Genomic DNA, 25,006 nt, shown 5'->3' with positions numbered 1-25,006 from the left:
AAGAGTGCATCCGTTTCAGATGCACTCTTTTTATACAGAATAAGGTTTTATGTTTTCGATGAATGCAAGATCCGGATTCAGAATTTCTTCAATCAGGCTTTTAATGGATTTCATGGCGTCATCAATATCTCCTTTTTCAAATTGAAGAGAAACAACGCCTTTTTTAGCTTCCGCAAAACTCCAGATTCCCGTCTCAATCGGAAGTCCCCAAAACTCAGGAAGATTTTGTACAACATACTGATAAATACAGAGCTGCAAAGCCTGTTTTCGGTCGCTGTTATGGAAATATTCGTCTACATTGGATTCGTCGATTTTTACGATAAGATTTTTAATTTTTGCCGTTTTATAATCGATAATTCTCAACGTTCCGTTAAGCCGGTCGATCCTGTCGATGAAGCCGAAAAAAGAAACTTTGTCTTTTTCATCAAGATAAAAATCTACATTTTCAAAACGTTTTTCAATGTCTAAAATTTCCAGTACGTTTCCGCTTTTTACCAGTTCCAAATCATGATTTAAAATATTTTCAATTACTTTTTTAGCAATGGTTTTATGAATGAAATTCATTCCTTTTTCATAAAATTCCGGCTGATGTTTCAGCTTTTCAATAGCCACTTCTATATATTGATCTATAGCTTTAACTGATTCTTTTAAATCGTTTTCTTTTAATATTTTACCTTTTAATACTTCATAAATTTCTTGAAGGGTATAATGCACCAGATTTCCGTAGTTTTTTACAGACAGTTCTTCTTCAATTTCATCACTTTCCGAGGTCTTTAAAATCTTGGAAAGATAAAAATCAATCGGATTGTACAGATAACTTGTAAGGTGAGAAGCCGAAACTTTTTCCTTCCATTTTTCCAACCGTTGAAGAACAATTTCGGTTTTTGAAATTTCGATAGGCTGCGTAATAATCGGTTCGGAAGAATTTTCAATGATGAGATGTTCGATATTGTGAGAACTTTCCATTTCGATCTGGGTGATGAAACGGCTTTTTTCTCCCGTATTCACTCCGGAACTTAAGGCATTAAACAATAAATGTACATTTTTAGAATCCTGAATCAACCGGTAAAAATGATAGGCATAAATACTGTCGTTTTCCAAAAAAGTATGAAGATCAAAAAATCTTCTGATATCAAAAGGAATATACGTATTCTGTGAATTTCCGAGCGGTAATTTCCCTTCGTTTACAGAAAGCATAATCACGTTTTCGAAATTCAGGAGACGGGTTTCCAGAAGTCCCATAATCTGTAACCCCCTCAAAGGCTCCCCCTGAAAATCAATACTTTCTGAATTAATATGCTGATTAATCAGAATTTCCAGCGTTTCCATTTTAATTTCAAACTGATAAGGAGACAACTGATTTTTGATAATTCTGAAAGCATTTTCGAAATGGGAAACGTTTTCGTACTGAATATCATCAATTTCCAGCCATTTGATCTGCTTACAGAATTCAATTAAAGAATCTAAATAAACAGTCGTAGAGTCTGCTTTTTTCAATAAATTATAGTATGAAAGTTCATGTAACAATTCGTGAAAAAGCTTTTTGGAAATGTAAACGATATTGCGTTCTTCGATTTTCGCTTTAAAATTATTGATCACCAGTTCATCTTCAGCAGATTTCGGCAATTCTTCCAGAATCGGGAAAATATCGCGGTAATAGTATGACGATTTGTTTTTCTCGAGTTGTTTCTGAAGATAGAAAAGCTGTTTTACGGCATTCGAAAAGGAAAGGTTTTTCAGAGGAAAACCCATCGTTATATTCAGATTGGGAACGCCGTGCATCACATCCAGACTTGCAGGAAGCAGATTTTCATCCAGCAAAACGACCGCAGTATCGGAATAGGTTTTATTTTCTATTTCTTTGAAAATTTCCGGTAAAATTTTCGTCTGGGTAATATTTCCTGAAACTTCGTAAACTTTTATGTTCTTAGGCTGATTAAAGTCGTCTTCAATCCATTGAAAAAGACGGTGATCATCAAATTCCTTCCACGTTTTATGATTTCTTAAAAACTTTCCGGCTTCCTGTCTTTCATCATCAAAATAATAATGATCTGCCTGAAAAAAGCACTGTCCTTTGTCCCATTGCAGAAGACTTCTTACGAGCTTCTCTTCCGCCGGAGTAAAGGCATTGAAGCCGCAGAACACGAATTTTTCACTGGTATTTTTGGCAAACTCATCAATTTTTGCTTTTGCCGTTTCGTTGATCATTCCGGAAGTTGCCCAGTTTTTCTCCTTCAGCTTTTTCTTGAGAACGGGAAGAAAGACATTCATGTTTTTCCAGAAATTAAGGAATTTTTTTCGCGGTCCTTCATCGTCTTCTCCCAAATCTTGTGCCCATTCTTTAATCCGCTCTTCATCAAACATATACTGTAAAACGGCTTCATCACTTTCGGAGAATTTCAGGATGTCGTCCCAGTCTTTCTGCAACGTGGGAAACCATTTCAGAAATTCTGCAAAATCGTCATTCGGAATCAGATTTAAGCTTTTATAGACATCGAAGGCGAAAAGCCAGAGTGCAATTCCCTGAATCTGCTGTTTGTCGGCAATTTTATCAATCAGTTCTTCAATTGTAAAAAAGTTCGGCAAAAATCCGGAGTAATTGTTTTCCTCAAGAATTCGTCTGATGAAAACAATGGGACGTTTTCCGGGCAGAACGATGTTAAATTCAGATAAATCGGAATTCTGGGTTAATAATTCGCTGATGATTTTATTGAGGAATTTCAAGAGGTTTTATAGTTTTTGTAATTTTCCAGTTGTTCAGCAATAATACGGTTGTATTCTGCCTGCTTTTCCTCTACCATTCCGTTCCTTGTTTCGCCGTCATAAGTTTTCTGGAAATCCTGATATTCTTTGAGGATTGTATTGTAAATGGTTTTAAAATACCTGTCGAAATCGGCTCCGTTTTTAATCTTTTCCGCCACTTCTTTTCTCAGTTTGCGGGCAAAAACTTCGGCAACATCAAAATGTTTCTGCTCATGAAGCAGCACATAATCATTGATTCTTTTAACGTCTTTCCACGATTGGTTTTCGTTAAAAATTGTCTGAATCGTGATTTTTACCGGAGCTTTCGGGTTTGAAGATTTTACGTAGGAATACGTCCATCCACAGTTCGTGTAAGCCACGACATTGTCTCCACGCTGGTTATTGACTTTGCTTTTAAAATTGCTCCAATTCAATTTTTTTCCCTCTTCCCAATTTATTTTCTGACCGAATAGAATATTGGAAATCAGAAAACAAGCCACAAAAACTCCTTTCATTTATTTTTATTGAACTACTATTGTTTTGGTGATCCAGTTGTTGCCACCATTCCAGAATTTAAAAATATACGTACCAATCTGTTGCGGACTGAAATTGATCTGATTGGCAGAAGTGTATGTTTTTTCCGTACACGGTCCGTTCGTAATGTATTTATAAGCCGTAACGGTTCTGGTTAAATTATCATTATGCACATAATCATATCCATAAAAACCCTGACAATGAGAAGGATAAGTAGAATAAGTCTTAATACTCTGAACCGAAAAGACATCCATCGTATCATTAACAATTCTCACACTGTCAATTTTAATTTTGTCAACAGATTCTATGGTATTATAGTCATCATCATTGTTACAAGATGTAAAAAATAATCCTAAAACTAATGCAGAAAACCCAAAATGGAGAAACTTTTTCATAGCTACAAAATTTAGATTATTATTAAAAATATCAGAATTTATTATTTAATAAAATGTGTTTAAACTTTTTGATTATCCGTTGTATTAATCATATTGCTTTTTAACGCAAAGAATCGCTAAGATTCTTTTATATACCAACTGCTTTTAAGTTCGCAAAGGTACTTCGATAAACTCAGCATAAACTATTCACTCAGCAAAGAACTCAAAGGTTTTTCAATGATAATAAATTACGGACATTCATTAAACGTTTTATTTAAAGTTAATAATTATAAATAAAAAAGATCACAATAGTTTTTAAAAATCTTTGATTTTTATTCTTTTGGGAGCTTTAAATATTTTAATGTCGCATTGTGCTGATCTTTTGTGACTTTTGCGGTTAATTTTCAAAATTAGTTTAAACATTAAATACAAAATTAAGAATTAAAATTACCTTTAGAAAGATACACTACTTTTTTTGTATCGTAAAATTCTTCGTCAAAATAACTTTTCAGGCTGAAAATTTCACATTTCAGTCCGGCTAATTCTTCAGCAAGATCCCCTCCTTTCAGATACAGAACACCATTGTGCTTTGTATTAAATTGTTCTTTCTCGAATTTACCTTTCAGCCATCTTAAAAATTCAGGCATCTGTGTTACAGCACGGCTTACTACAAAATGGAATTTTTCCTTTAATTTTTCCGCTCTTCCGTGGATTGCGGTTACGTTTTTTAATCCGGCTCCTTCTGCAACAGCATTTACCACCGTTATTTTCTTTCCGATAGAATCAATTAAAGTAAATTTGGTTTCAGGAAACAAAATTGCAAGAGGAATTCCGGGAAAACCACCGCCTGTTCCAATGTCCAAAACTCTTGTTCCGGGAGCAAATTCCATCACTTTTGCAATTCCCAAAGAATGTAAAATATGCTTTTCGTACAGAGATTCCATATCTTTTCTTGAGATCACATTGATTTTTTCGTTCCATTCATGATATAAAACCTCCAGTTTACTGAACTGATCGATCTGTGTCTCTGTAAGATCCGGAAAGTATTTTAGTAGTAACGTTGTAGACATATAAATTATTATAAACGGCAAAAATAAGTTTTTTATCAGCTTTATTCAAATTATCAAAACCAAGATTTACCTTTCAGAAATTTCTTTACACCTCTTTTTCGATATAATTGTTGGTTCTTTTCAGTAATTTTGAAATTTTCTCATCCAGTTTTCCGGATTTCATATCATCAGTTCCGAGCTTTGCTATGTAACCGTCTTTCAATTGGATATCAACTTTCCCTATCTGTTTATTGATGCTTATACTTTCCACATCGTCGTTGCTGAAACTAAAGTTTCCCATCGCCTTTTTATACTCTGCAAAAGTCATTTGCTTTGTAGATTTTGGGACAAGCGAAAAAATTCCGTTGATTTTTTTAATCTGAATTAAATTAAAAACGTGATCATTTTCAGAATCTTTAAGGCTTACCACCAGTCCGGGAAGTCCAGAAAATCTGTACGGTCCGTCGTTAACCGGATAATCTTTGCTGAACCACGCTTCCCAGTTTCTTCCTTTAAAATTTGCCGTAGCTTTCTGGCAATCTATATTATTAATTTTTAAAAATTCTTTTTCAATTTTCCATTTCGGAATTTCATTATCCGGAATTAACAGATTGACAGTCTTAAACTTATCATAAAAGTTAATTGTTTTTTTAGCATAATCTTTTTCAATGATATAGCTGAGATTCTGGTCATAGTTTTTAGACGAAAGCAAATCCTTATAACTTTTTGTAGCCGCATAAGCAGAATCTCTTTCGTATTTCACCGCGTTATAAAAATAGGATTTCTTACCGTCCGTATCCAGATTCATATAATCTGTAATGATGGAATCTTTTTTATTGAGATCCGGCTTCATCCTGTATTCGTACACAAAGCGGTAATTCTGAGCCGAAGCCAGTGAAACGATAAAAAGAAACAGAAATTTGTACATAATGGTGACTGGTGTTTTAATTTTATATTGAATAACTACAAATATAGTGATAAAACACTAACGCAGACAAAAAAGCTTACTCCGGCTGTATTTTAATTTCTGAAGAAATACTTTTTATTATATTTGTTAAAATAGAAATAATTACATGGAGAAACTTTCAGATAGAGTACAAAGACTTGGTTACTCACAAACTTTTGTTATGTCGAATAAGGCTAGAGAAATGAAAGCCAGCGGAATAGATGTTATAAGCCTTACTTTAGGGGAACCCGATTTCGATGTTCCGGACAATATCAAACAGGCTGCTTTTGATGCCATTAACCAAAATTACAGTCACTACTCTCCTGTTCCCGGATTTTTAGAACTTCGTGAAGCGATTGCTCACAAATTAAAACGAGATAATAATTTAGAATATAAACCAACGCAGATCTGCGTTTCCAATGGTGCAAAACAGGCAATTTTAAATGTTCTGGCTGCTCTTCTTAACGATGGAGATGAAGTAATTCTTCCGAATCCTTATTGGGTAAGCTATGATGAAATGGTAAAAATGATGGGCGGAGTTTCTGTGATGCTTCCGACTTCATATGTAACGGATTTTAAAATCACTGCGGAACAGCTTGAAGAAGCCATCACAGATAAGACAAAGGCTGTCCTGTTCAGCTCACCGTGCAACCCTTCAGGCGGATATTACACGTATGATGAACTGAAATCTCTGGCAAAAGTGATTGCCAAATATCCTCATGTAACGGTAATTTCAGACGAAATCTACGAATTCATCAACTACGAAACAAAAACAACTTCGATTGCCCAGTTTCCTGAAGTTTACGAACAGACTGCCGTTATTAACGGAATGTCTAAAGCGTTCGCGATGACAGGATGGAGAATCGGATATTCTGCGTGTCCGGAATGGCTGGCTAAAGCGTGCGAAAAAATTCAGGGACAAATGACGAGCGGAGCGAATACAATGGCTCAGAGAGCGTCTATCACAGCTTTACAGACCGATCCTTCGGAGTATAAATACATGATTGATGCTTTCAAAAAAAGAAGGGATCTGGTTTATGATTTAATTAAAGAAATCCCAGGTTTTAAAGTAGTTTTACCTAAAGCAGCGTTTTATTTCTTCCCGGATGTATCGCATTACATCGGAAAAACATTAGACGGAACAGAAATTAAAGATTCTGATGATTTCGCGATGTTCCTTCTCGAAAATGCTCATGTAGGCTGCGTTGGCGGAGTTTCTTTCGGAAGTCCTGAATGCATCAGATTTTCTTATGCGGCTTCGGAGGAAGATTTAAAAGAAGCCATGAGAAGAATTAAAGATTTACTTGATAAATTTAACTAAGAATAATTTAAGCATTTTTTTAAATAATAATCAAACATATTCCAACATCAATTAACATGAATTTTTTAAAGAGAATCACCATTGTAACCAGTATTGCAGCAGCAAGTTACTGCGGATACGCTTACGGACAGGATTTCCAGTGGAAAGAAGCACAGTCGAATGGCTACACCTATAAATATGTAACCAACGACCCTACCTCAGCAAGATATTACACGCTGAAAAACGGATTAACCGTTATTCTGAGCCCAACGAAAAAAGACCCAAGAATCCAGACTTTTATTGCAACGAAAGCAGGAAGCAAAACGGATCCGGCAGATCATACCGGTTTGGCGCATTATCTCGAGCATATGCTTTTTAAAGGGACGGATCAATTCGGATCTAAAGACTGGGCAAAAGAAAAGCCGCTTCTTGACCAGATCGATGCTCTTTACGAAAAGTACAATTCGACAACGGACGAAGCAAAGAGAAAGGAAATTTATAAAGAAATCGATAAAGTTTCGGGAGAAGCAGCGAAATATGCCATCGCCAACGAATACGACAAAATGATGTCGGGAATGGGCGCAGACGGAACCAACGCTTTTACTTCGTACGAACAGACAGTTTACACAGAAGATATTCCCGCGAATGTAACGGATAAATTTTTAGCATTACAGGCAGAACGTTTCAGACAGCCGATTTTAAGACTTTTCCATACAGAATTGGAAGCGGTTTACGAAGAAAAAAACAGAGGTCTGGATAATGACGGAAGAAAGGTTCTAGAATCTATGTTTGCCGCAATGTTCCCAAATAACAATTACGGAAAGCAAACGACCATCGGAACGATTGAACACCTGAAAAATCCTTCTTTAAAGGCGATCAGGGAATATTACAATAATTATTACGTTCCGAATAATATGGGGATCATCATGTCGGGAGATTTTAATCCGGATGAAATGATTGCCAAGATCGACAAAGCTTTTTCTTACATGAAAAACAAACCGGTTCCGGCATACAATCCAGGACAGGAAAGTCCGATTATGGCTCCGATTACCCGGGAAGTTTACGGGCCAAATCCTGAAAATATCATGATCGGATTCCGTTTTCCGGGTGCTACGACAAAAGATGCAAGAATGCTGAATTTTATCGGAAGTATGCTTACGAACGGACAGGCAGGATTAATTGACCTTGATCTTGTTAAAAAGCAGAAATTACTGGGTGCTTATGCGTTTCCGTATGTTCTGAAAGATTATTCGGCGCTTTTGTTACAGGGAAATCCTACGGAAGGACAGTCTTTGGATGATGTGAAGAATTTATTGCTTCAGGAAATCGATAAGCTAAGAAAGGGAGAATTTTCTGATGATCTGATCCAGTCGATCGTGAATAATGAGAAGAAAAATGTGATCCAGAAGTATGAAAAATACACTTCGAGAGCAGAATCTCTGATGGATGAATTTACTTCCGAAGTAGACCATAAAACCCAACTTCAGTATATTGAAGAAATTTCAAAGCTTACTAAAAAAGATATTATGGATTTCGCATCTAAATATCTTAAAGACAATAATTATGTTGCGGTTTACAAAAGAAAAGGAGAAGACAAAAACATCGTAAAAGTAGACAAACCTACGATTACTCCGGTTTCCGTAAACAGAGAAGACCAGTCGCCGTTCTTGAAAAAGATCGACGAAATGCCGGAAGCTCCGATTTCTCCGGTATGGCTGAATTTTGAAAAAGATATTGCCAAAAGCAAAGTAAAATCGGTGGATGTGCTTTCTGTAAAAAATACAGACAATGATCTTTTCAGATTATATTATTATTTCGATGCCGGAAAATGGAATAATAAAATTCTTCCTTTAGCAGCAGAATATCTGCAATATTTAGGAACAAAAAATAAATCTTCGGAAGACATCAGTAAAGAATTTTACAAACTGGCTTCAAGTTTCAATGTAAGCGCAGGAAATGAAGAAACCTATGTTACACTGGAAGGCCTGAATGAAAATTTCGATAAAACTGCGGCTCTGTTCGAAGATTTAATTAAAAACTGTGTGGCTGATCAGAAAGCTTTGGATTCTTACAAAGTGAGGCTGAAAAAATCAAGAGCCAATGCGAAACAGAATAAAGGTTCCATCATGAGCGGATTGAGAAGCTATGCACAGTATGGTCCGCAAAACCCATTCAATAATGTATTGAGCGACGCAGAATTAGATGCACTCAAAGCAGAAGATCTGGTGAATATTCTGCATGATTTATTTAACTTTAAGCATAAAATTCTTCATTACGGTCCGAAATCAGCCAACGAAGTTGCTTCTTCTTTAACGCAGATCCATAAAGTTTCGGCTTCGCTGAAAGAGATGCCGAAGTCTAAAACATTTACCCAGATTCCTACGGATAAGAATAAAGTATTGTTTGCCCATTACGATATGGTACAGGCAGAAATTTTCTGGGTAAGAAACAGCGATCCTTATAATGTAAGCATTACTCCGACCGTGAATTTGTTCAATAATTATTTCGGTGGCGGAATGGGTTCTGTGGTTTTCCAGACGATCAGGGAATCTAAAGCTTTGGCTTATTCTACCTATTCTTACTTCTCTCTTCCGGGCAAAAAAGAGGATAAAGATATGATCATGGCTTATGTAGGAACTCAGGCAGATAAATTCAATGAATCTACCACAGCGATGAATGAGCTTCTGACAACGCTTCCAAAATCTGATCAGTTATTTGAAACGGCAAAAAGCGGACTGAAGAAAACGATTGCCTCCGAAAGAATTACGCAGGACGGAATTATCTTTACGTATCTGAGAGCCCAAAAGCTTGGAAATAATACGGATATCCGAAAAAACACTTACGAACAGGCTCCAAAACTGACATTTGCAGACATCAATAGTTTCCACGATAAGGAAATGAAAGGTAAAAGCTACACCTACTGTCTCGTTGCTTCGCAGGATAAAGTAAGTGAAGCTGATATGCAGAAACTTGGTGAAGTGAAGAAACTGAATTTGACTGAGATTTTTGGTTATTAATAATGAAAAAGCCCTGAAATTCAGGGCTTTTTTATTGATAATCAATCCTGCGATTCAGTTCTATGGGGTTATTATTTTCCTTTATTTGCTTTTTAAGCTGTTTTGTCATCTTATTAAGATCGGTCGGGAGAAGATTTCCTTTTTCATCTCCCGATTGTATTTTTATATTTCTGGCTTTCAGCTCTGCAAAAGGATCTGCATAATAATCGGATTGAATTTTCTGAAAATCTTCCCAACTTATCGTCGTTCCTTTCTTTGAGAAAAACAGATTATCCTTTTCCAGTTTTTTAATCTTTATTAAATTAAAACTATAGTTTTCCTGATCGTCCGAAATGTTGACAATAATTCCGGGAAGACCATTAAAAATATATGGACCTTCAGGAATAGGAATACTTTGCGTAAACCATGCGATCCAGCTTCTTCCGCCGTACTCTACCGTTGCTTTCTGGCATTCAAAATCCTCTATTTTCTTTTTGTCGGATAAGATTTTCCAGTTCAGATTTTCATCTATATTTATGAAATATTTGTCATTAAAAAAGCTCATGAAAATAACCTTTTGAACATTGGCTGTCTCAAGATTTTTTACAACATAAATCTGAGAATTAAAAACCGGACTTCTGCCTAAACCAAGTCCCTTTCTTTGGATCATGGAATCGGAAACTCTTTCGCGCTCACAACGAAAAGCAGATTCTTTTTCTAAAATATCTAAGTAATAGGTTTCGGTAGTTAGATCGGGTTTATTGGGATTAGGCTTAAATTTAAGATCATAAACAAAGGTCATTTTTTGTGAAAGCATCATTGCTGAAAGTATGCATCCCCAAATAATGAATACTTTTTTCATGAATAATTGTAAAATCATGGTTATCTAAATTTTACAGCTAAAATAAGATTTATTAAAATTTATCTGTCATAAAATAGGATTGAATGATGAAAACATCCTATTCAAAGGCTTTTTTATTTCTATCAGATCAAAAATAATTATAGATTTTATTTATCAAAAGCAAATTGTTCGATAGACGAAATATTTCTATATTTGCACCAGAAAATTTAAAATAAAAAAACAGGAAAATTATGTCTTTAGTAGGAAAAAAATTCCCGAATGTAACAGTAGATGCAATGTCTGAAATGGGTGATGATCTTAGAATCAACATCTTCCAGGAAGCTACAGAAAACCAACAGAAAGTTCTTTTATTCTGGTACCCGAAAGATTTCACTTTTGTTTGCCCGACTGAACTTCACGCTTTTCAGGAAGCTTTGCCTGAATTTGAAAAAAGAAACACTAAAGTAATCGGTGCTTCTTGTGATACGAACGAAGTACACTTCGCATGGTTAAATGTTTCAAAAGACAACGGAGGTATTGAAGGGGTAACTTATCCGCTTTTAGCAGATACTCACAGACAGTTGGCTAATATTTTAGGAATTGTAGATCAGGATTTCGAATACAATGACGAAGGTGAAGAAGTTTTCACGGGTTCTAACGTTACGTACAGAGCAACTTACCTTATCGACGAGACCGGAAAAATTTTCCACGAGTCTGTAAACGATATGCCTCTTGGCAGAAACGTAAAAGAATATTTAAGATTAATCGATGCTTACACGCACGTACAGAAGCACGGTGAAGTTTGCCCTGCAAACTGGGAAGAAGGAAAAGAAGCGATGAAAGCAGACAGAACTTCTACGGCAGAGTATTTAGCGAAAAACTAAGATAATGTGCTAATTTGAAAATGAGATAATTTGAAAATTGATCACATTGATTATTTAAGAATTATCTCATTTTCTATTTTTCAGCATTTTCAAATTAATAAATTCCCAAATTAAAATTATGTATACAGAATTAACAGAAGATACGCTTCAGAATATTGTAAGCGAAAATGAAAAGGTTGTAGTACAATACGGTGCAACATGGTGCGGAAACTGCAGAATCATGAAGCCGAAATTCAAAAAACTGGCATCGGAGAACGAAAGCATTCCTTTCCTTTACGTAGATGCAGAAAAATTACCGGAAAGCAGAAAATTAGCGACAGTGAATAATCTTCCGACTTTTGCAATCTTCAGAAACGGGGAATTGGTGAATCAGGTACAGTCTAATCAGGCAGAAAGTTTAATTAATTTATTCAACGAATTATAATCATGAAGTTACCGATCATCAGACAGTTTTATCAGAACCAGACTCCTGAAAATCTTGAAAAAACATTAGAAGTTTTAGAAAGCTTTACAGAATTCAGAGGAACTACCGAAGAAGATATGAACGTTGCAGGAGAATTAATTACGAATATCTGCGGAGCTTTAGAAGTTCACGCCAACGTACAAAACGGAATGAGCGAGAAAGATGCTTTAAATTCTTTTGCTCAGAAGGTTTTAGGATCGATTGACAGATAGTTTTTATTAAACACGAATTTCACAAATATTCTTTCACGAATAAACACGAATATTTTTAAAATTGTGTCATTTGTGTTTTAGTTCAAACACGAATATCACGAATATTCTTTCACGAATAAGCACGAATATTTTTAAAAACTGTGTCATTCGTGTAAAATTAGTGCCATTTGTGTTTTAGTTTAAACACGAATTTCACAAATATTCTTTCACGAATAAGCACAAATATTTTTAAAAATTGTGTCATTCGTGTAAAATTAGTGCCATTTGTGTTTTCATTTAAACACGAATACCTTTTAAAAATTGTGCCGTTTGTGTTTAGATCAAACCAAAAATAAAATCCCGATGAAAAGACATCAGGATTTTTTGGGTTTATAAAATTGGTTTAATAGTCAAAAATAGTTGGTAAAATTCTTTGCATTGTCGATTGTTACTGATGATACATAAAGTTTATTGAACTTTGTTTCAATAAACTTTTTTTATGGCTGGAAATTCAAAAAAAATCGTTGTTGGAGTTGCAAAAGTCTGGATGTGATTTCTTGGGGAAAGCAAAACGGAAAGCGTCGTTTTAAATGTAAAAACTGTGGCATTCATTTTACTTCGGAGAATAAATCTGTGGGCCTAAAAAACAAAGAAATTTGGTTCAAAAAATGGATTGTTGGGAAACAGACTTATGAGCAGATTTCAGCAGAATCTGGATATTCGGTAAGTACTCTTCAACGGTATTTTAACGTGATGCTTAGTAAAGCTCCAAAACTCAGTTACAACCAGAACAAGGAGGTTTATTTACTGATTGACGGCACTTATTTCTCCAATGAAATCTGTTTGGTGGTTTACAGAGATAATGTTTTTAAGCAAACCCAGCTTTACAGAATTACTGACGGTGAGCATTATGAAGAACTCAAAGAGGATTTGGAAAACATCTTGAATTTAGGAATAAAAATTGGCGGGATAACCTGTGATGGCGATAAATCTCTACTGAAAGCCATCCGAAAAGTTTGTCCTAAAGTTCCTGTTCAGAGATGTCTGGTTCATATTCAAAGGATGTGCAAAATATGGCTTTCCGCCTATCCGAAATCTGTAGCAGGTTTTGAGTTGCGTGAAATTGTCTGTAAAATTCATTTTATTGACAACGAAGTTAAAAAGCAGTATTGGATCAAAGAGTTTTTGGATTGGTCTGAAAAGCATAAAGAATTTTTGAATGAAAAATCATACAGCCAGGAAACCGGAAGATATTGGTACACGCACAAAATGGTGAGAAGATGTTTTTCGGTTATCAAAAAAGCTTTGCCAAATATGTTTTCGTTCCTGCAGGATCCTAAAATCCCGAAAACAACCAATGGAATAGAATCTTTTTTTGGTCATTTAAAAGGTCATCTAAATATTCATCGGGGGCTTACAAAAAGTCGGAGGAAAAAGTTTATCCAGTGGTATCTTTTTTATAGAAATCTAAAACCATAAAGGTTTTTTTAGCCATAGAGCTGTTCCAATAATTTACAAAAAAAGGATGGTAAAAACCATCCTCTAAACTATTGTTTACAGCGTTGATTGTATTGCTGGTAAGTTGCTCCTCAGCATTGCTCACTTCCTCTTCCAATCAACCGCAAAATATTACGAATTATTTCTGACAAAAACACCAACTATTTTTGACCACATTACCATAAAATTTCTATTATTGAATTAGCTTCTTCTGCTCATTAAAATTCTCAAAATATACCAGAACAAAAGCATAATAGAAGCAAAAAGCTGTAAAGAAGCTCCAACATACTGATCTGTGGTGTAAGAATCTTTCAGTTTGCTTGTCTGATACAAAATCGTTGCAGAAGCCAGAATTACCATTCCTACCGAAAACCAAAGACCAAGATCGAATCCGAAAATCATTCCGCCAACGATTAATCCAAGTGATATAAATCCTCCGATTACAATAATATTTCTAAGGAAAGAAAAATCTCTTTTTGAAGTAAACGCTACAAAAGAAATCCCTGCAAACATCGCAATGGTTAACATTGCTGCCTGATAAATGATCGATCCGCCAACATTCACTACTGCAATGTAGATCATCGGCATAAAAATTAACGCTTCAAGCAAAATATAAAATCCAAGTCCCATATACTGGACTGATCTGCTTTGCGAAAGAGACCATTTATTCGCTAATACAGAAGCCAGCCAAAATACTCCGATAATTAATAACCAGGTAAATTTTCCCTGAAACATTAATCCGATAACTTCCGGCGGAACGGTTTTTAACAATACGGTTTCCACTCCAATAAAAGCAAGAATTGCCAAAGCAACGTGCAAATACGTTTTTTTATAAAATTCTGCTTTTTCCACTTCTTTGGCATGCGCCACTAAAACATCTGTCATCATAGTTTTTTATTTTTTAATATGTTATTCTAATCTTTTCATAGGCTTTATTCCTATAATTTTTCCGCTATCCTCAAAAAGAACGGTGATCATTTCTTTGGGTGGGGAAACTTCTTCTTTATATTTAAACTGAACCATTGAATATCGGCTTCCGTCATTTACCAACTGAAATCCCGTCATAAAAACATCAATCTGTTTATCTAAATGAATATTTTCAGCTAACTTTTTAAGCATATCATCCGTTGTGGAATAAGCAATTTTTTCTGAAAGCAAATCTTTTGCTCCGGCAAAATCAGAAATTTTAAGCTTTTCAAGAAATTTAAGGAATTCAATAGTGTATAAATCTATCTTCTCTTTTCCTAACGCATTTTCATCATCTTTTTTTCGTTCATTTTTTACATACAATCTAATCTTATGAGTGGGAGTAGTGGTAACCATTCCGTTTTTTTCATAATATTCAGATAAAATGATATCGGAATTGATGTTTAGAGAATTATTAACATTCCATTCATCGCTTCTTTCAAGTCCGTCGTCAGAATTAATTAATTCCAGTTTCTTTAAATCGCCTCTCTGTGTACTTTTGCCATATTTTTTCGAAACCTCACTGATAAGCTCTTCATATTTCTTTATCATGGCTTTATTAAAGCTGATCGGTTTCTTCACATTTTCGCCTTTATTAAAATTGTAAACATCCCATTCATAAAGAATTTCCGCGATAACAGAATCGGTTTTATAGGCTTTATAAAATACCCGAAGATTTGGGATTTCCTTTTCTTTTCTTTCAAAAATAACAGGCTGAAGAACGGGCTCGAAAGAAATGTACTCTTCATCTGTCTTAACAACTTTGCTTCCTAACTTATTTTCCAACTGAATAAAATCATTCAGTTTTTTCCCTTGAATATCAGTCTGAATTATATTTTGAGAATAACAAAACTGACTGATCAGGAGAATACCTAACATTTTAATTTTCATCGTGTTTTATAAAAAAATTTTCTAAATTATTTCATCATCTTATACGGTTTTATTCCCATAATCTTTCCGTCTGCTTCAAAAACTGCCGTAATTACTTCTTTCGGTTCAGCGGCTTTATCATCAGAATATTTATACTGAATCATTGGCAGACTGCTTCCGTCGATCAGAGGCTTATAACTGGCTTTGATAATCTGAAAAGTTTTATCAGTCTTAATATCTGCGGCAAGCTTTTGGTAAACAACATCCGTTACCATCTTTTTAGCTTTTTCAGATAAAAGTTCATCCATGGCTTTGCGGTCAGCAATTTTCAGGGCTGCGATAAATTTCAGAAATTTTCCGTTGTAGAGTTCAATCTCCTCCTTGCTAAGACTTAAAGAGGGTTTTACATCGGTGGCTACATTTGTGTTCGTGTTCTTTTTTGTTTCCGGTTTCACATTTTTCGTCTTTTGTGAAAGAAAAAACGGCGCCGACAAAACGGAAAGAACTAAAAGTATTTTTTTCATTATGCTTAAACTGTTTCAATAAACAATAAACGGAATACACGATTCTGTATTGCTTATCACTTATAAATTACCTGCTGTAATCCGGCATAACTCCTAAGATTTTACCGTTATTTTCAAAAACTACGGTAACCAGATCTCTTGGAGGAGAAAGCGTATCGTCTTTATATTTATACTGAATCGTTGGATAAGTTTCGTTATCCAGCAGTTTTTGATAGCCGGATTTATACACTTCAAATGTACGTTCAAAGCTGATTCCTCCCGATAATTTCTGAATGACATTATATGAAACAATACTTTTCACTTTATCTGAAATCAGATTATTGACGGCTTCTTTATCCGATCTTTTTAATGCATCCACAAACTTCAGAAAATACGGATGATAAAAGTCGATTTTATCTTTACTCAATTCCGAAGTAAGTTCTATTTTCCTGCTTTCAACAACTTTAATTTTGCTTTCCTGCGAAAAACCTGCCTGAAAAGCTAAAGCCGCAACAATCAGAAGTATTTTTTTCATAATAAAATGATTTGCTGACAGCAAGATACAAAGAATTATATTACGGATAAAAATTTCATCGTATCTACATTATCTGCATACGTATTCAACCCCGGATTTTGAGCTTCTCCCAATTTAATGGAATCCAAACCAAGCTCCTCTTTCGCCACCACACACTGAATATTTTCTTCGTTTTCCTCAATAAAACTTTTCACTTCATCCAGAGAAGAATATCTGCTGAAATTGATCACAGAAAGCGGACTGAATAATTTTTCATCTTCCTTCAGCATTACAAAATTATTATCCCAGAATTTATCCTGATTTAAAAGATAAACCGCCCTGTTGTAATCGTAATTATTGGCATATTTATTATGATTGATGATCTCCTGAAAATCCAGAAAACTTTCAAATAATCTGTCGAGAACAAAATCCTGAGGAATAAAAAGCCGGGTAACATTTCTGCATCCCAAACCGAAATAACGGAAAATATCTTCCGCCAGAAGTTTAAGTTCCTCCTCTGTTTCATCCCCTTTTAAAACAGCAATGGAAGTCCTGTTTTTTCTGATGATATTCAGGTGGTTTTTAAAATAATATTCCAGATATCTTGCTGTATTGTTGCTTCCTGTAGCAATTACCGCATCAAAATTCTCCAGTTTTTCTACAAATTCAAACGAGACATTTCCTTCCGAAAATTCATTCCATTTCTTTAATAAAAACGGAATCATGTATTTATCTTTTGAAGAAAGCTTGATCACCGGAATATGATTGCTCAGCACCACAGAAATTACATCATGAAAACCCACCAGAGGAATATTTCCGGCAAGAATAAGCCCTACTCTTTTTGTGGTCTTTGAAATCTGATATTCTTTCAGCCAGTCGGCAATATTTTCTTCCGTAAGAAGATCCGTCCACTGTTTCAAAGCAAACTTCTGGTTTTCAATGGTAAACCACGGATTTTCAATTTCAGATCGTTTCAGTAACAATTCAAAGTCTGAATCGTTATCATTATAATCCTCATGATTTTTATTTAAAAAGTCTTTTATATATTGGCTTAGTCTCGTAAGTCCTAAAACTTGATTTTCGGTATTCATAATTGCTTTAAAATTGGGGAATATTTTGTAATTTTGTGCAAATTTAAAAAAAATTAGCGATGGCTATTAAAATAACTGATGAATGCATTAACTGCGGAGCCTGTGAACCGGAATGTCCAAACAATGCAATTTATGAAGGAGCAGTAGACTGGAAAGCTTCAGAAGGTACAGAATTAAAAGGTACCGTAACATTACCATCAGGTCTTACAGTGGATGCAGATGCGCCGCAGGAACCTGTAAGTGATGATGTTTATTTCATTGTAACAGATAAATGTACGGAATGTAAAGGATTCCACGAAGAGCCACAGTGTGCAGCCGTTTGTCCGGTAGACTGCTGTGTTCCGGATGAAGATCATGTAGAATCTGAAGAAGCACTGCTTAATAAAAAAGCATTCTTACACGGAGAATAAAAAACTGCCGTCTCATCAATCATGAGGCGGTTTTTTATATACAAAAACTCAGAATAATTTAATAAGAAACTATAAATGAATCTGTAAGAAGAAATTTTTACAGAAAATCCCAAAAAATAATAATATGAGCAAAAAGCACAACTTTAGCGCAGGACCATGTATTTTACCACAGGAAGTTTTCGAAAAATCTGCACAGGCGGTTTTAGATTTCAACGGAATCGGACTTTCCCTGCTTGAAATTTCGCACAGAAGCAAAGATTTCGTAGCGGTAATGGATGAAGCACGCGCTATCGTAAAAAGACTGATGAATTTAGGAGATGATTACGAAGTTTTATATTTAGGAGGCGGTGCAAGTCTGCAGTTTGCGATGGTTCCTTACAACCTGATGAAAGTAGGCGGAAAAGCAGCTTATCTGGATACCGGAACATGGGCTGCAGGAGCTATTAAAGAAGCTAAAAAAGTAGGAACAGTAGACGTTCTAGGATCTTCAAAAGAAGAAAATTACTCTTTTATTCCGAAAGATTACACCGTAGGTTCAGAATATGATTATTTCCACTGCACTTCCAATAATACGATCTATGGAACTCAGATGAAGTCTTTCCCTGAAGTAGATACTTTGATGGTTTGCGACATGAGTTCTGATATTTTCTCAAGACAATTAGATTTTTCAAAATTTGATTTAATTTATGCCGGAGCTCAGAAAAATATGGGACCTGCAGGAGTAACTTTGGTGGTAATTAAAAAAGAAATTTTAGGAAAAACAGGAAGAGAGAATATGTTCTCTATTCTGGATTATGCTCAGCATATTTCTAAAGAATCCATGTACAACACACCGCCGGTTTTCCCTGTTTATGCTTCTCTGTTAACGTTACAGCATCTGGAAAACAATGGTGGAATTGCCGCAGCAGAAGCCAGAAACAAAGCAAAAGCAAAACTGCTATACGATGAGATCGACAGCAATCCTTTATTTGAAACATTCTGCGTAAAAGAAGACCGTTCTTTAATGAATGTATCTTTCAAAATTACAGACGAGAGCAAAAAAGAAGAATTTGATGCGGCATGGAAAGCTGCGGGAATCAGCGGACTGAACGGACACAGAAGTCTGGGAGGTTACAGAGCAAGTTTGTACAATGCTTTACCGATTGAAAGCGTACAGGTTTTAGTAGATGTTATGAAATCCATAAAATAATATAAATTATTAAAATTCAAATACTTAACAAATATTTAATGTTATTTTAAATTTTCTTAATTTGCGAGACTGTTTAAATTTTGAACCATTAAATATTTAAGTCAAAATAAAACCATGAAAGTTTTAGCCAACGACGGAATTTCGAAAGCAGGAGAACAGGCACTTAAAGATGCCGGAATTGAAGTTCTGGACAACAGAGTTGCACAGGATCACGTCATTAATTTCATCAACGAGAATAACGTGGATGTTCTTTTGGTAAGAAGCGCTACCAAAGTAAGACAGGATCTCATTGATGCCTGTCCTAGTCTTAAAATTATCGGAAGAGGCGGAATCGGGATGGATAATATCGACGTGGAATACGCTATTGATAAAGGAATCTACATCATCAATACGCCGACTGCATCCTCTAAATCGGTTGCAGAATTGGTGTTTGCACATTTCTTTTCACTGGCAAGATTTCTTCATGAATCCAACAGGTTAATGCCTTTGGAGGGAGAAACCCACTTCAACGCCATGAAAAAATCCTTCTCGAAAGCATACGAACTTTCAGGAAAAACATTGGGGGTTATCGGCTTTGGAAGTATCGGGCAGGAAGTTGTAAAAATGGGAATTTCTCTGGGAATGAAAGTGAAAGTGCTTACCAGAAAACCTAAAACAAAAGTCCTTTCACTGGAATTTTTCGACGGGCAAACTGTTAATTTCGAAATTACTTCCACCAACGATATGGATGAATTCTTAAAAGATACAGATTTCATCAGTCTCAATACGCCGAAAACAAACGAATATATAATAGACACGCCACAATTTGAAAAAATGAAAGACGGAGTCTACATTGTAAATACTGCAAGAGGAGGTGTGATGAATGAAGTTTCCCTGATAGACTTCATCGAATCCGGAAAAGTTGCCGGAGCCGCACTGGATGTTTTTGAAAAAGAACCCACTCCGGAAGTGCTTCTGCTGATGAATCCTTCGCTTTCCCTTTCTCCGCACGTAGGCGGAAATACGGTGGATGCACAGGAAAAAATCGGACTCGAGCTTGCAGAACAGATTATTAAGATTAAAGAAACTATAAACTAAAATATGCCTATTTTTAAACCTTTTCGTGGAATAAGACCTCATAAAGACTATGAGAGCACCTTCCCTACTCATCCTCTGGACAATTTTACGCAGGAAGAGATCGCGGAAAAAGCTCAGGTGGAAGACACTTACATCAACATGATAAAGCCTTATGTCGTAAGTAAATCCAAAGATATCGACAGGAATTTAAGGAAGATCCGGTCGACTTTTGAAGAATTGATGGAAGAGAAAAAACTCGTTCAGGACAATTCTGCGTACTATCTTTATGAACAGATTTATCCCAACAAACAGGTTTTCAGAGGGCTTCTCGGTTTAGCAAGCATCGAAGATTTCTGGAACGGAAAAATCAAGAGACACGAAAGCACCATTCCCCAGAAAAAGGAAAAACTGGCTCATTATCTTGAAAAAGTGAATCTTCAGGCAGAACCTGTACTTCTTACCTATCCTGCAAATTCGAAAATCGAATTGCTGATGAACCATGAGGAGAAAAACGTTCCGATCTTCAATCATGTGGATACCAAAGGAATCCGTCATAAAATCTGGAGAATCGATAACCGTTTAAAATTGCAGCAGTTTAAGGAAGTGATCGATCAGATCGATTCTTTTTACATTGCAGACGGACACCACAGAATTGGTTCCACTGCACTGAACGCCAAACATCAGAAAGAAAAAAACAAAAGACATAACGGAACGGAACATTACAATTTCGTGTACAGCTTTATCGTTTCCAACCAGTCGATTAAAATCCACGATTACAACAGAATCTTAACCGATCTTAACGGTCTTTCGAACGAAGAATTTTTAAAGGAACTGGAAAAATATTTCCTGATCCACGAAAAAGGAGAAACGGCATATTTTCCTTCGCAGAAATTCCACATTTCGATGTATATGGACGGTAAATTTTATTCGCTTCACGTAAAGCACGACCTTCGTTCTCAGGAAATGTCTCTGGATAATCTGGATCATCATCTTTTAGACAAATACATCTTTAAAGATATTTTAAAAATTGAAGATCCGGACAGCTCGGAGAAAATTTCTTACGTAAAAGGAACTTCCAATATTGAGGGAATCAATCATCTTAAAGAAAAAGTGGACAACGGAGAAGGTAAAGCAGGATTCGGAATCTACCCTGTAAGTTTTAATGATATGATTAAAATTTCAGACCTGAAACTCAGCATGCCTCCGAAATGTACATTCATTGAGCCTAAATTGGTTACTGCGTTATTAATGTACGATATGAAACCTTAATCAGTTAACTTTATTCAATATAATTCTTTCGATTAACGCTAAGATTGCAAAGAGGTATTCAAAATTTTGAAACATATTCCGTTCGCAAAGGCACTTCGTTCAGCAAATGAAGCCTTTGCTGAGTTATACGCCCTTGCGAACGGATAATCAAAGGTATACCTAAAAAATCCTCGTGTTTATTGCGTTAAAAATAGTTAACTGCGGGTTTCTTAATCCGAATTTAGATTATATTACTATTTTTTCCCTACTTTTATCTGCGGAAAAGAAAAGGTAAATAAAAAATGAAAAAAATATTCATTATCATTCCACTCTTTTTGGGTGGATTTTTATTTTCTCAAAAAAAACCTCTTAAAAAGCCGGTTAAGAAAACTGCTGTCGGCGAAAAATTCAATTATCACGATGAATTTAAAAAGATTTCCGACGAAATCATGACCAACGGAACGGCGTACGAAAATCTGGGACAGCTTACCAAAGGAATCGGGCCGCGTTTCAGTGCAACGCCGGGTTACATGAGGGCTGTAGACTGGGCAGAAAAAAAACTTAAAGAAATCGGAATCGATATGATCTGGAGAATGGAAGCCAAAGCTCCGGTCTGGATCAGAGGAAAAGAATCTCTGCAGATAAAAACCGCCAATGGAGACTGGAAAAACATCAGAATGCTTTCTTTCGGAAATTCTGAAGGAACGGGCGGAAAAGATCTTACCGGTGAAATTGTACTCATCAATTCTACCTCAGAACTTAACGCCATGTCGGTCGGACAACTGAAAGATAAAATCGTTTTTGTGAATCTTCCGATGGATCCAAAGATCATCAATACAAGCGATTCTTATTTAATCACTGCAAAATCCAAACTTATTTCCGCTTCTGTCATTGCTAAAACCGGAGCGAAAGCATTAATTATAAGATCATTAACCACGGCTTCAGACGATACGCCACACGCAAAAATGGTATATTACGAACCGGATGATAAAATAAGAATTCCCGCTTTATCCATCGGAGTAAAATCGGCTGATGAACTGGAAAAATTATTAAAAAGCCAGAAAGTTACCGCCAAACTGAATATGACTGTCCAATCCAAAGGCGACACCACCAATCCGAATATTATTGCTGAAATTCAGGGTAAAAAAGATTCTAAGGTAATTGTTCTGGGTGCGCAGCTCGACTCATGGGATTTCGGAGAAGGAGCAATTGATGACGGAACCGGAGTTGCCCAGTGTATTGAAGTTTTAAGAACATTCAAAGCTTTAGGTCTTGAAAATAACCATACGATACGCGTTGTTTTCTACGCAAACAGTGAAAATGGCGGACAGGGACGCGAAATGTATGCAGCGTATGTGAAGAAGAAAGATGAAAAGCACATTTTTGCACTGGGAACCGATGCAGGAGGCTATTCTCCGAGAGGATTTTCTCTGGATATGTCTCCGCAGAGAAGAAAACAGATTTTCGAATGGAAAAATTATTTCCTTCCTTACGGCGTTTACGATTTTGACCAGACAGAAGCCATTCAGGATATTTCTCCTTTAAAGAAAATGGATATTCCTTTGGCTGAGCTTGTTGTAGACACCCAAAGATATTTCGATTATCATCATTCCGAACTGGATACTTTTGATAAAGTGAACAAAAGAGAGCTTCTTCTCGGTGCGGTGGCGATGACGCAAATGATTTTTATGATTGATAAAAACTGGTAAATGAAAAAGATATTAGGAACAACTTTAACGCTTCTGGGCTTGGCGGTTTTTGGTCAGGCAAAAGAAGACTCCATACAATTTGCAAAAATTTCTACGGAAATATTAAATAAAGGAAAAGCATACAACGAGCTGAGAGAATTAACCAAAAATATCGGTCATCGTCTCAGCGGTTCAGCATCCTACGAAAAAGCCGTAACATGGGCAGAACAAAAGCTTCGTGATGCTGGAGCCGATAAAGTCTGGCTACAGGAAGTAATGGTTCCGGTGTGGGTTCGCGGAAAAGAATCTTTACACATCAAAACCTCCAACGGAAAATGGAAAAGCTTAAAAATGCTTTCTCTGGGAAATTCTGAAGGAACAGGAGGAAAAGATGTTTCAGGAGAAATTATCATGGTGAGATCCATGGAAGAATACGATAAACTTTCGCCGGAACAGGTAAAAGATAAGATCGTGTTCTTCAATTATCCTTTCAGCCAGACGTATATAGAAACGTTCAGAGGATATGGTGATGCTGCAAAATACAGATCTACCGCTGCTTCATTAACGGCTAAAAAAGGTGGAAAATTTGCGATTATCCGTTCTCTTTCCTCTGCCTTTGATGATGTTCCGCATACAGGTTCCATGCGTTATCAGGATGATAAAAAAATTCCTGCCGTTGCGGTCGGAAGCACGACGGCGGATGAACTGGCAGAACTTTTAAAATCACAGAAAATTACCGCTAAACTCAACTCCAACTGCGGAATGAAAGGCGAAAAGCTCTCCCACTCCGTGATCGGAGAAATTACCGGAAAGAAAGATAAAAGCGTAATCGTTGTCGGCGGACATCTGGATTCGTGGGACGTAGGTGAAGGCGCCCATGACGACGGTTCCGGAATCGTGCAGAGCATTGAAGTTCTGAGGACTTTTAAAAATTTAGGCATTCAGAATAATCACACCATCCGTGTGGTTTGTTTTGCCAATGAAGAAAACGGTGTGAAAGGCGGCGTTATGTACGGTAAAACCGTGAAAGAAAACAATGAAAAGCATCTTTTTGCCATAGAGACGGACGCAGGAGGATTTACTCCAAGAGGAATTTCCCTTGATATGGATAACGAAAAAAGAAAGCAGATCCAGAGTTGGGCAGACCTGTTTTTACCTTACGGAGTTTATGATTTTAAAAATACCTATTCCGGAACAGATCTTTATCCGCTTCACGATTTAGGAATTCCGACAGCGGAACTGGTTCCCGATTCTCAAAGGTATTTCGACATTCATCACACTGAGGAAGATACTTTTGAAAAGGTAAACCGGAGGGAACTTCTGCTCGGCGCGAGTACTCTAACGCAGATTATTTATATGATTGATAAGAACTGGTAAAATATCATACACAACCGCTCTTTTAAGGGCGGTTTTTTTGTTTAAAATTCTGAAGAAGAGAATCTTCGACAGGCTCAGAGTGACACCGCAAATACTTACTGCGACATTTAAACAATGAAAAATTGTTTCGTTATTTTCTTTGATAAAATCATTAACGTAATCGTGTTATTCTGATTGAAATTTTGCGAAGCATGATGGAAAGAAGAATCTTTTTGAATGATCTCCCGCAGATTGTGCAGATTACGAAGATTTTTTTAAAAATTGTTTGTACTTTCTC

Annotated in this window: 23 protein-coding genes; 12 read left to right on the top strand and 11 right to left on the bottom strand. The window is 36.0% G+C overall.

Annotated features, from left to right (window positions below; genetic code table 11):
• Positions 1 to 30 precede the first annotated feature (30 nt).
• From PFY09_RS01575 to PFY09_RS01555, 5 genes are all read right to left on the bottom strand, one after another.
• Positions 31 to 2,724, bottom strand: coding sequence for a PD-(D/E)XK nuclease family protein (locus PFY09_RS01575; protein ID WP_271161184.1), 2,694 nt, complete (start codon positions 2,722 to 2,724; stop codon positions 31 to 33).
• Complete coding sequence (locus tag PFY09_RS01570; protein WP_271161183.1) at positions 2,721 to 3,257, bottom strand: DUF922 domain-containing protein; 537 nt, start codon at positions 3,255 to 3,257, stop codon at positions 2,721 to 2,723. The genes PFY09_RS01575 and PFY09_RS01570 overlap by 4 nt, the downstream gene beginning before the upstream one ends.
• Before the next feature lie 6 nt (positions 3,258 to 3,263).
• Entirely contained in the window at positions 3,264 to 3,671 is a 408-nt protein-coding gene (locus PFY09_RS01565; protein ID WP_271161182.1) for a hypothetical protein, read from the bottom strand.
• 413 nt (positions 3,672 to 4,084) lie between these two features.
• On the bottom strand, positions 4,085 to 4,720 hold the full coding sequence (rsmG, locus tag PFY09_RS01560) for a 16S rRNA (guanine(527)-N(7))-methyltransferase RsmG (protein WP_271161181.1): 636 nt from the start codon (positions 4,718 to 4,720) through the stop codon (positions 4,085 to 4,087).
• An 85-nt stretch (positions 4,721 to 4,805) separates the two neighbouring features.
• Positions 4,806 to 5,627 carry a GLPGLI family protein gene (locus tag PFY09_RS01555; protein ID WP_271161180.1) on the bottom strand — a complete coding sequence of 274 codons (822 nt, stop codon included), beginning with the start codon at positions 5,625 to 5,627 and terminating at the stop codon, positions 4,806 to 4,808.
• A gap of 145 nt (positions 5,628 to 5,772) precedes the next feature.
• Here PFY09_RS01555 and PFY09_RS01550 point away from each other — a divergent pair, with 145 nt between their 5' ends.
• Both PFY09_RS01550 and PFY09_RS01545 read left to right on the top strand, forming a co-directional pair.
• The gene (locus PFY09_RS01550; RefSeq protein ID WP_076390392.1) at positions 5,773 to 6,966 is read left to right on the top strand and encodes a pyridoxal phosphate-dependent aminotransferase; all 1,194 of its coding nucleotides are present in this window, start codon (positions 5,773 to 5,775) and stop codon (positions 6,964 to 6,966) included.
• 56 nt (positions 6,967 to 7,022) lie between these two features.
• Complete coding sequence (locus PFY09_RS01545; protein ID WP_271161179.1) at positions 7,023 to 9,962, top strand: M16 family metallopeptidase; 2,940 nt, start codon at positions 7,023 to 7,025, stop codon at positions 9,960 to 9,962.
• A 31-nt stretch (positions 9,963 to 9,993) separates the two neighbouring features.
• Here PFY09_RS01545 and PFY09_RS01540 read toward each other — a convergent pair whose 3' ends face one another.
• Positions 9,994 to 10,821, bottom strand: a complete 828-nt coding sequence (locus PFY09_RS01540; RefSeq protein WP_271161178.1) for a GLPGLI family protein — start codon at positions 10,819 to 10,821, stop codon at positions 9,994 to 9,996.
• 212 nt (positions 10,822 to 11,033) lie between these two features.
• Between PFY09_RS01540 and PFY09_RS01535 the strand changes: the two genes are divergently transcribed.
• From PFY09_RS01535 to PFY09_RS01520, 4 genes are all read left to right on the top strand, one after another.
• A complete protein-coding gene (locus PFY09_RS01535; RefSeq protein ID WP_076390398.1) occupies positions 11,034 to 11,666 on the top strand; it encodes a peroxiredoxin in 633 nt (210 codons plus the stop codon).
• Positions 11,667 to 11,784: 118 nt separating this feature from the next.
• Positions 11,785 to 12,090 (top strand): thioredoxin family protein, encoded by a 306-nt coding sequence (locus PFY09_RS01530; protein ID WP_271161177.1) that lies wholly within the window; start codon positions 11,785 to 11,787, stop codon positions 12,088 to 12,090.
• 2 nt (positions 12,091 to 12,092) lie between these two features.
• Complete coding sequence (locus PFY09_RS01525) at positions 12,093 to 12,341, top strand: DUF6952 family protein (protein WP_087709871.1); 249 nt, start codon at positions 12,093 to 12,095, stop codon at positions 12,339 to 12,341.
• Between the two features lie 528 nt (positions 12,342 to 12,869).
• Positions 12,870 to 13,799: an IS256 family transposase, variant Zn-binding type gene (locus PFY09_RS01520; RefSeq protein ID WP_271160456.1), complete on the top strand. Its 930-nt coding sequence runs from the start codon at positions 12,870 to 12,872 to the stop codon at positions 13,797 to 13,799.
• A 219-nt stretch (positions 13,800 to 14,018) separates the two neighbouring features.
• On the opposite strand, the gene PFY09_RS01515 is transcribed toward PFY09_RS01520, so the two are convergent.
• From PFY09_RS01515 to PFY09_RS01495, 5 genes are all read right to left on the bottom strand, one after another.
• Positions 14,019 to 14,705 (bottom strand): Bax inhibitor-1/YccA family protein, encoded by a 687-nt coding sequence (locus tag PFY09_RS01515; RefSeq protein ID WP_256039369.1) that lies wholly within the window; start codon positions 14,703 to 14,705, stop codon positions 14,019 to 14,021.
• A gap of 21 nt (positions 14,706 to 14,726) precedes the next feature.
• Positions 14,727 to 15,674, bottom strand: a complete 948-nt coding sequence (locus PFY09_RS01510; RefSeq protein WP_271161176.1) for a hypothetical protein — start codon at positions 15,672 to 15,674, stop codon at positions 14,727 to 14,729.
• Positions 15,675 to 15,700: 26 nt separating this feature from the next.
• Positions 15,701 to 16,177 carry a peptidylprolyl isomerase gene (locus tag PFY09_RS01505; protein WP_271161175.1) on the bottom strand — a complete coding sequence of 159 codons (477 nt, stop codon included), beginning with the start codon at positions 16,175 to 16,177 and terminating at the stop codon, positions 15,701 to 15,703.
• 67 nt (positions 16,178 to 16,244) lie between these two features.
• On the bottom strand, positions 16,245 to 16,691 hold the full coding sequence (locus PFY09_RS01500; protein WP_271161174.1) for a peptidylprolyl isomerase: 447 nt from the start codon (positions 16,689 to 16,691) through the stop codon (positions 16,245 to 16,247).
• 35 nt (positions 16,692 to 16,726) lie between these two features.
• Complete coding sequence (locus tag PFY09_RS01495; RefSeq protein ID WP_271161173.1) at positions 16,727 to 17,761, bottom strand: acyl-CoA reductase; 1,035 nt, start codon at positions 17,759 to 17,761, stop codon at positions 16,727 to 16,729.
• A gap of 59 nt (positions 17,762 to 17,820) precedes the next feature.
• Here PFY09_RS01495 and PFY09_RS01490 point away from each other — a divergent pair, with 59 nt between their 5' ends.
• The 6 genes from PFY09_RS01490 to PFY09_RS01465 all read left to right on the top strand — a co-directional run bounded on the left by PFY09_RS01490 (position 17,821) and on the right by PFY09_RS01465 (position 24,729).
• Positions 17,821 to 18,171 (top strand): 4Fe-4S binding protein, encoded by a 351-nt coding sequence (locus PFY09_RS01490; protein WP_034682968.1) that lies wholly within the window; start codon positions 17,821 to 17,823, stop codon positions 18,169 to 18,171.
• A 124-nt stretch (positions 18,172 to 18,295) separates the two neighbouring features.
• Positions 18,296 to 19,360: a 3-phosphoserine/phosphohydroxythreonine transaminase gene (serC, locus tag PFY09_RS01485; RefSeq protein WP_271161172.1), complete on the top strand. Its 1,065-nt coding sequence runs from the start codon at positions 18,296 to 18,298 to the stop codon at positions 19,358 to 19,360.
• Positions 19,361 to 19,474: 114 nt separating this feature from the next.
• Positions 19,475 to 20,437, top strand: a complete 963-nt coding sequence (locus PFY09_RS01480) for a D-2-hydroxyacid dehydrogenase (protein ID WP_271161171.1) — start codon at positions 19,475 to 19,477, stop codon at positions 20,435 to 20,437.
• Positions 20,438 to 20,440: 3 nt separating this feature from the next.
• On the top strand, positions 20,441 to 21,685 hold the full coding sequence (locus tag PFY09_RS01475) for a DUF1015 domain-containing protein (protein ID WP_271161170.1): 1,245 nt from the start codon (positions 20,441 to 20,443) through the stop codon (positions 21,683 to 21,685).
• Between the two features lie 281 nt (positions 21,686 to 21,966).
• The gene (locus tag PFY09_RS01470) at positions 21,967 to 23,373 is read left to right on the top strand and encodes a M20/M25/M40 family metallo-hydrolase (RefSeq protein WP_271161169.1); all 1,407 of its coding nucleotides are present in this window, start codon (positions 21,967 to 21,969) and stop codon (positions 23,371 to 23,373) included.
• A complete protein-coding gene (locus tag PFY09_RS01465; protein WP_271161168.1) occupies positions 23,374 to 24,729 on the top strand; it encodes a M28 family peptidase in 1,356 nt (451 codons plus the stop codon).
• Positions 24,730 to 25,006 lie beyond the last annotated feature (277 nt).

The organism is Chryseobacterium gambrini (genome assembly GCF_027920505.1).
Classification (GTDB): domain Bacteria; phylum Bacteroidota; class Bacteroidia; order Flavobacteriales; family Weeksellaceae; genus Chryseobacterium; species Chryseobacterium gambrini.
Note: the sequence above shows the minus strand (reverse complement) of the source record. Positions and strands in the feature narration are given on the sequence as shown.

Bases quoted from the DNA above. Each gene is read 5' to 3' on its own strand.
- PFY09_RS01570 (WP_271161183.1), bottom strand. From the start codon at position 3,257: ATGAAAGGAGTTTTTGTGGCTTGTTTTCTGATTTCCAATATTCTATTC.
- PFY09_RS01565 (WP_271161182.1), bottom strand. From the start codon at position 3,671: ATGAAAAAGTTTCTCCATTTTGGGTTTTCTGCATTAGTTTTAGGATTA.
- rsmG (WP_271161181.1), bottom strand. From the start codon at position 4,720: ATGTCTACAACGTTACTACTAAAATACTTTCCGGATCTTACAGAGACA.
- PFY09_RS01555 (WP_271161180.1), bottom strand. From the start codon at position 5,627: ATGTACAAATTTCTGTTTCTTTTTATCGTTTCACTGGCTTCGGCTCAG.
- PFY09_RS01550 (WP_076390392.1), top strand. From the start codon at position 5,773: ATGGAGAAACTTTCAGATAGAGTACAAAGACTTGGTTACTCACAAACT.
- PFY09_RS01545 (WP_271161179.1), top strand. From the start codon at position 7,023: ATGAATTTTTTAAAGAGAATCACCATTGTAACCAGTATTGCAGCAGCA.
- PFY09_RS01540 (WP_271161178.1), bottom strand. From the start codon at position 10,821: ATGATTTTACAATTATTCATGAAAAAAGTATTCATTATTTGGGGATGC.
- PFY09_RS01535 (WP_076390398.1), top strand. From the start codon at position 11,034: ATGTCTTTAGTAGGAAAAAAATTCCCGAATGTAACAGTAGATGCAATG.
- PFY09_RS01530 (WP_271161177.1), top strand. From the start codon at position 11,785: ATGTATACAGAATTAACAGAAGATACGCTTCAGAATATTGTAAGCGAA.
- PFY09_RS01525 (WP_087709871.1), top strand. From the start codon at position 12,093: ATGAAGTTACCGATCATCAGACAGTTTTATCAGAACCAGACTCCTGAA.
- PFY09_RS01515 (WP_256039369.1), bottom strand. From the start codon at position 14,705: ATGATGACAGATGTTTTAGTGGCGCATGCCAAAGAAGTGGAAAAAGCA.
- PFY09_RS01510 (WP_271161176.1), bottom strand. From the start codon at position 15,674: ATGAAAATTAAAATGTTAGGTATTCTCCTGATCAGTCAGTTTTGTTAT.
- PFY09_RS01505 (WP_271161175.1), bottom strand. From the start codon at position 16,177: ATGAAAAAAATACTTTTAGTTCTTTCCGTTTTGTCGGCGCCGTTTTTT.
- PFY09_RS01500 (WP_271161174.1), bottom strand. From the start codon at position 16,691: ATGAAAAAAATACTTCTGATTGTTGCGGCTTTAGCTTTTCAGGCAGGT.
- PFY09_RS01495 (WP_271161173.1), bottom strand. From the start codon at position 17,761: ATGAATACCGAAAATCAAGTTTTAGGACTTACGAGACTAAGCCAATAT.
- PFY09_RS01490 (WP_034682968.1), top strand. From the start codon at position 17,821: ATGGCTATTAAAATAACTGATGAATGCATTAACTGCGGAGCCTGTGAA.
- serC (WP_271161172.1), top strand. From the start codon at position 18,296: ATGAGCAAAAAGCACAACTTTAGCGCAGGACCATGTATTTTACCACAG.
- PFY09_RS01480 (WP_271161171.1), top strand. From the start codon at position 19,475: ATGAAAGTTTTAGCCAACGACGGAATTTCGAAAGCAGGAGAACAGGCA.
- PFY09_RS01475 (WP_271161170.1), top strand. From the start codon at position 20,441: ATGCCTATTTTTAAACCTTTTCGTGGAATAAGACCTCATAAAGACTAT.
- PFY09_RS01470 (WP_271161169.1), top strand. From the start codon at position 21,967: ATGAAAAAAATATTCATTATCATTCCACTCTTTTTGGGTGGATTTTTA.
- PFY09_RS01465 (WP_271161168.1), top strand. From the start codon at position 23,374: ATGAAAAAGATATTAGGAACAACTTTAACGCTTCTGGGCTTGGCGGTT.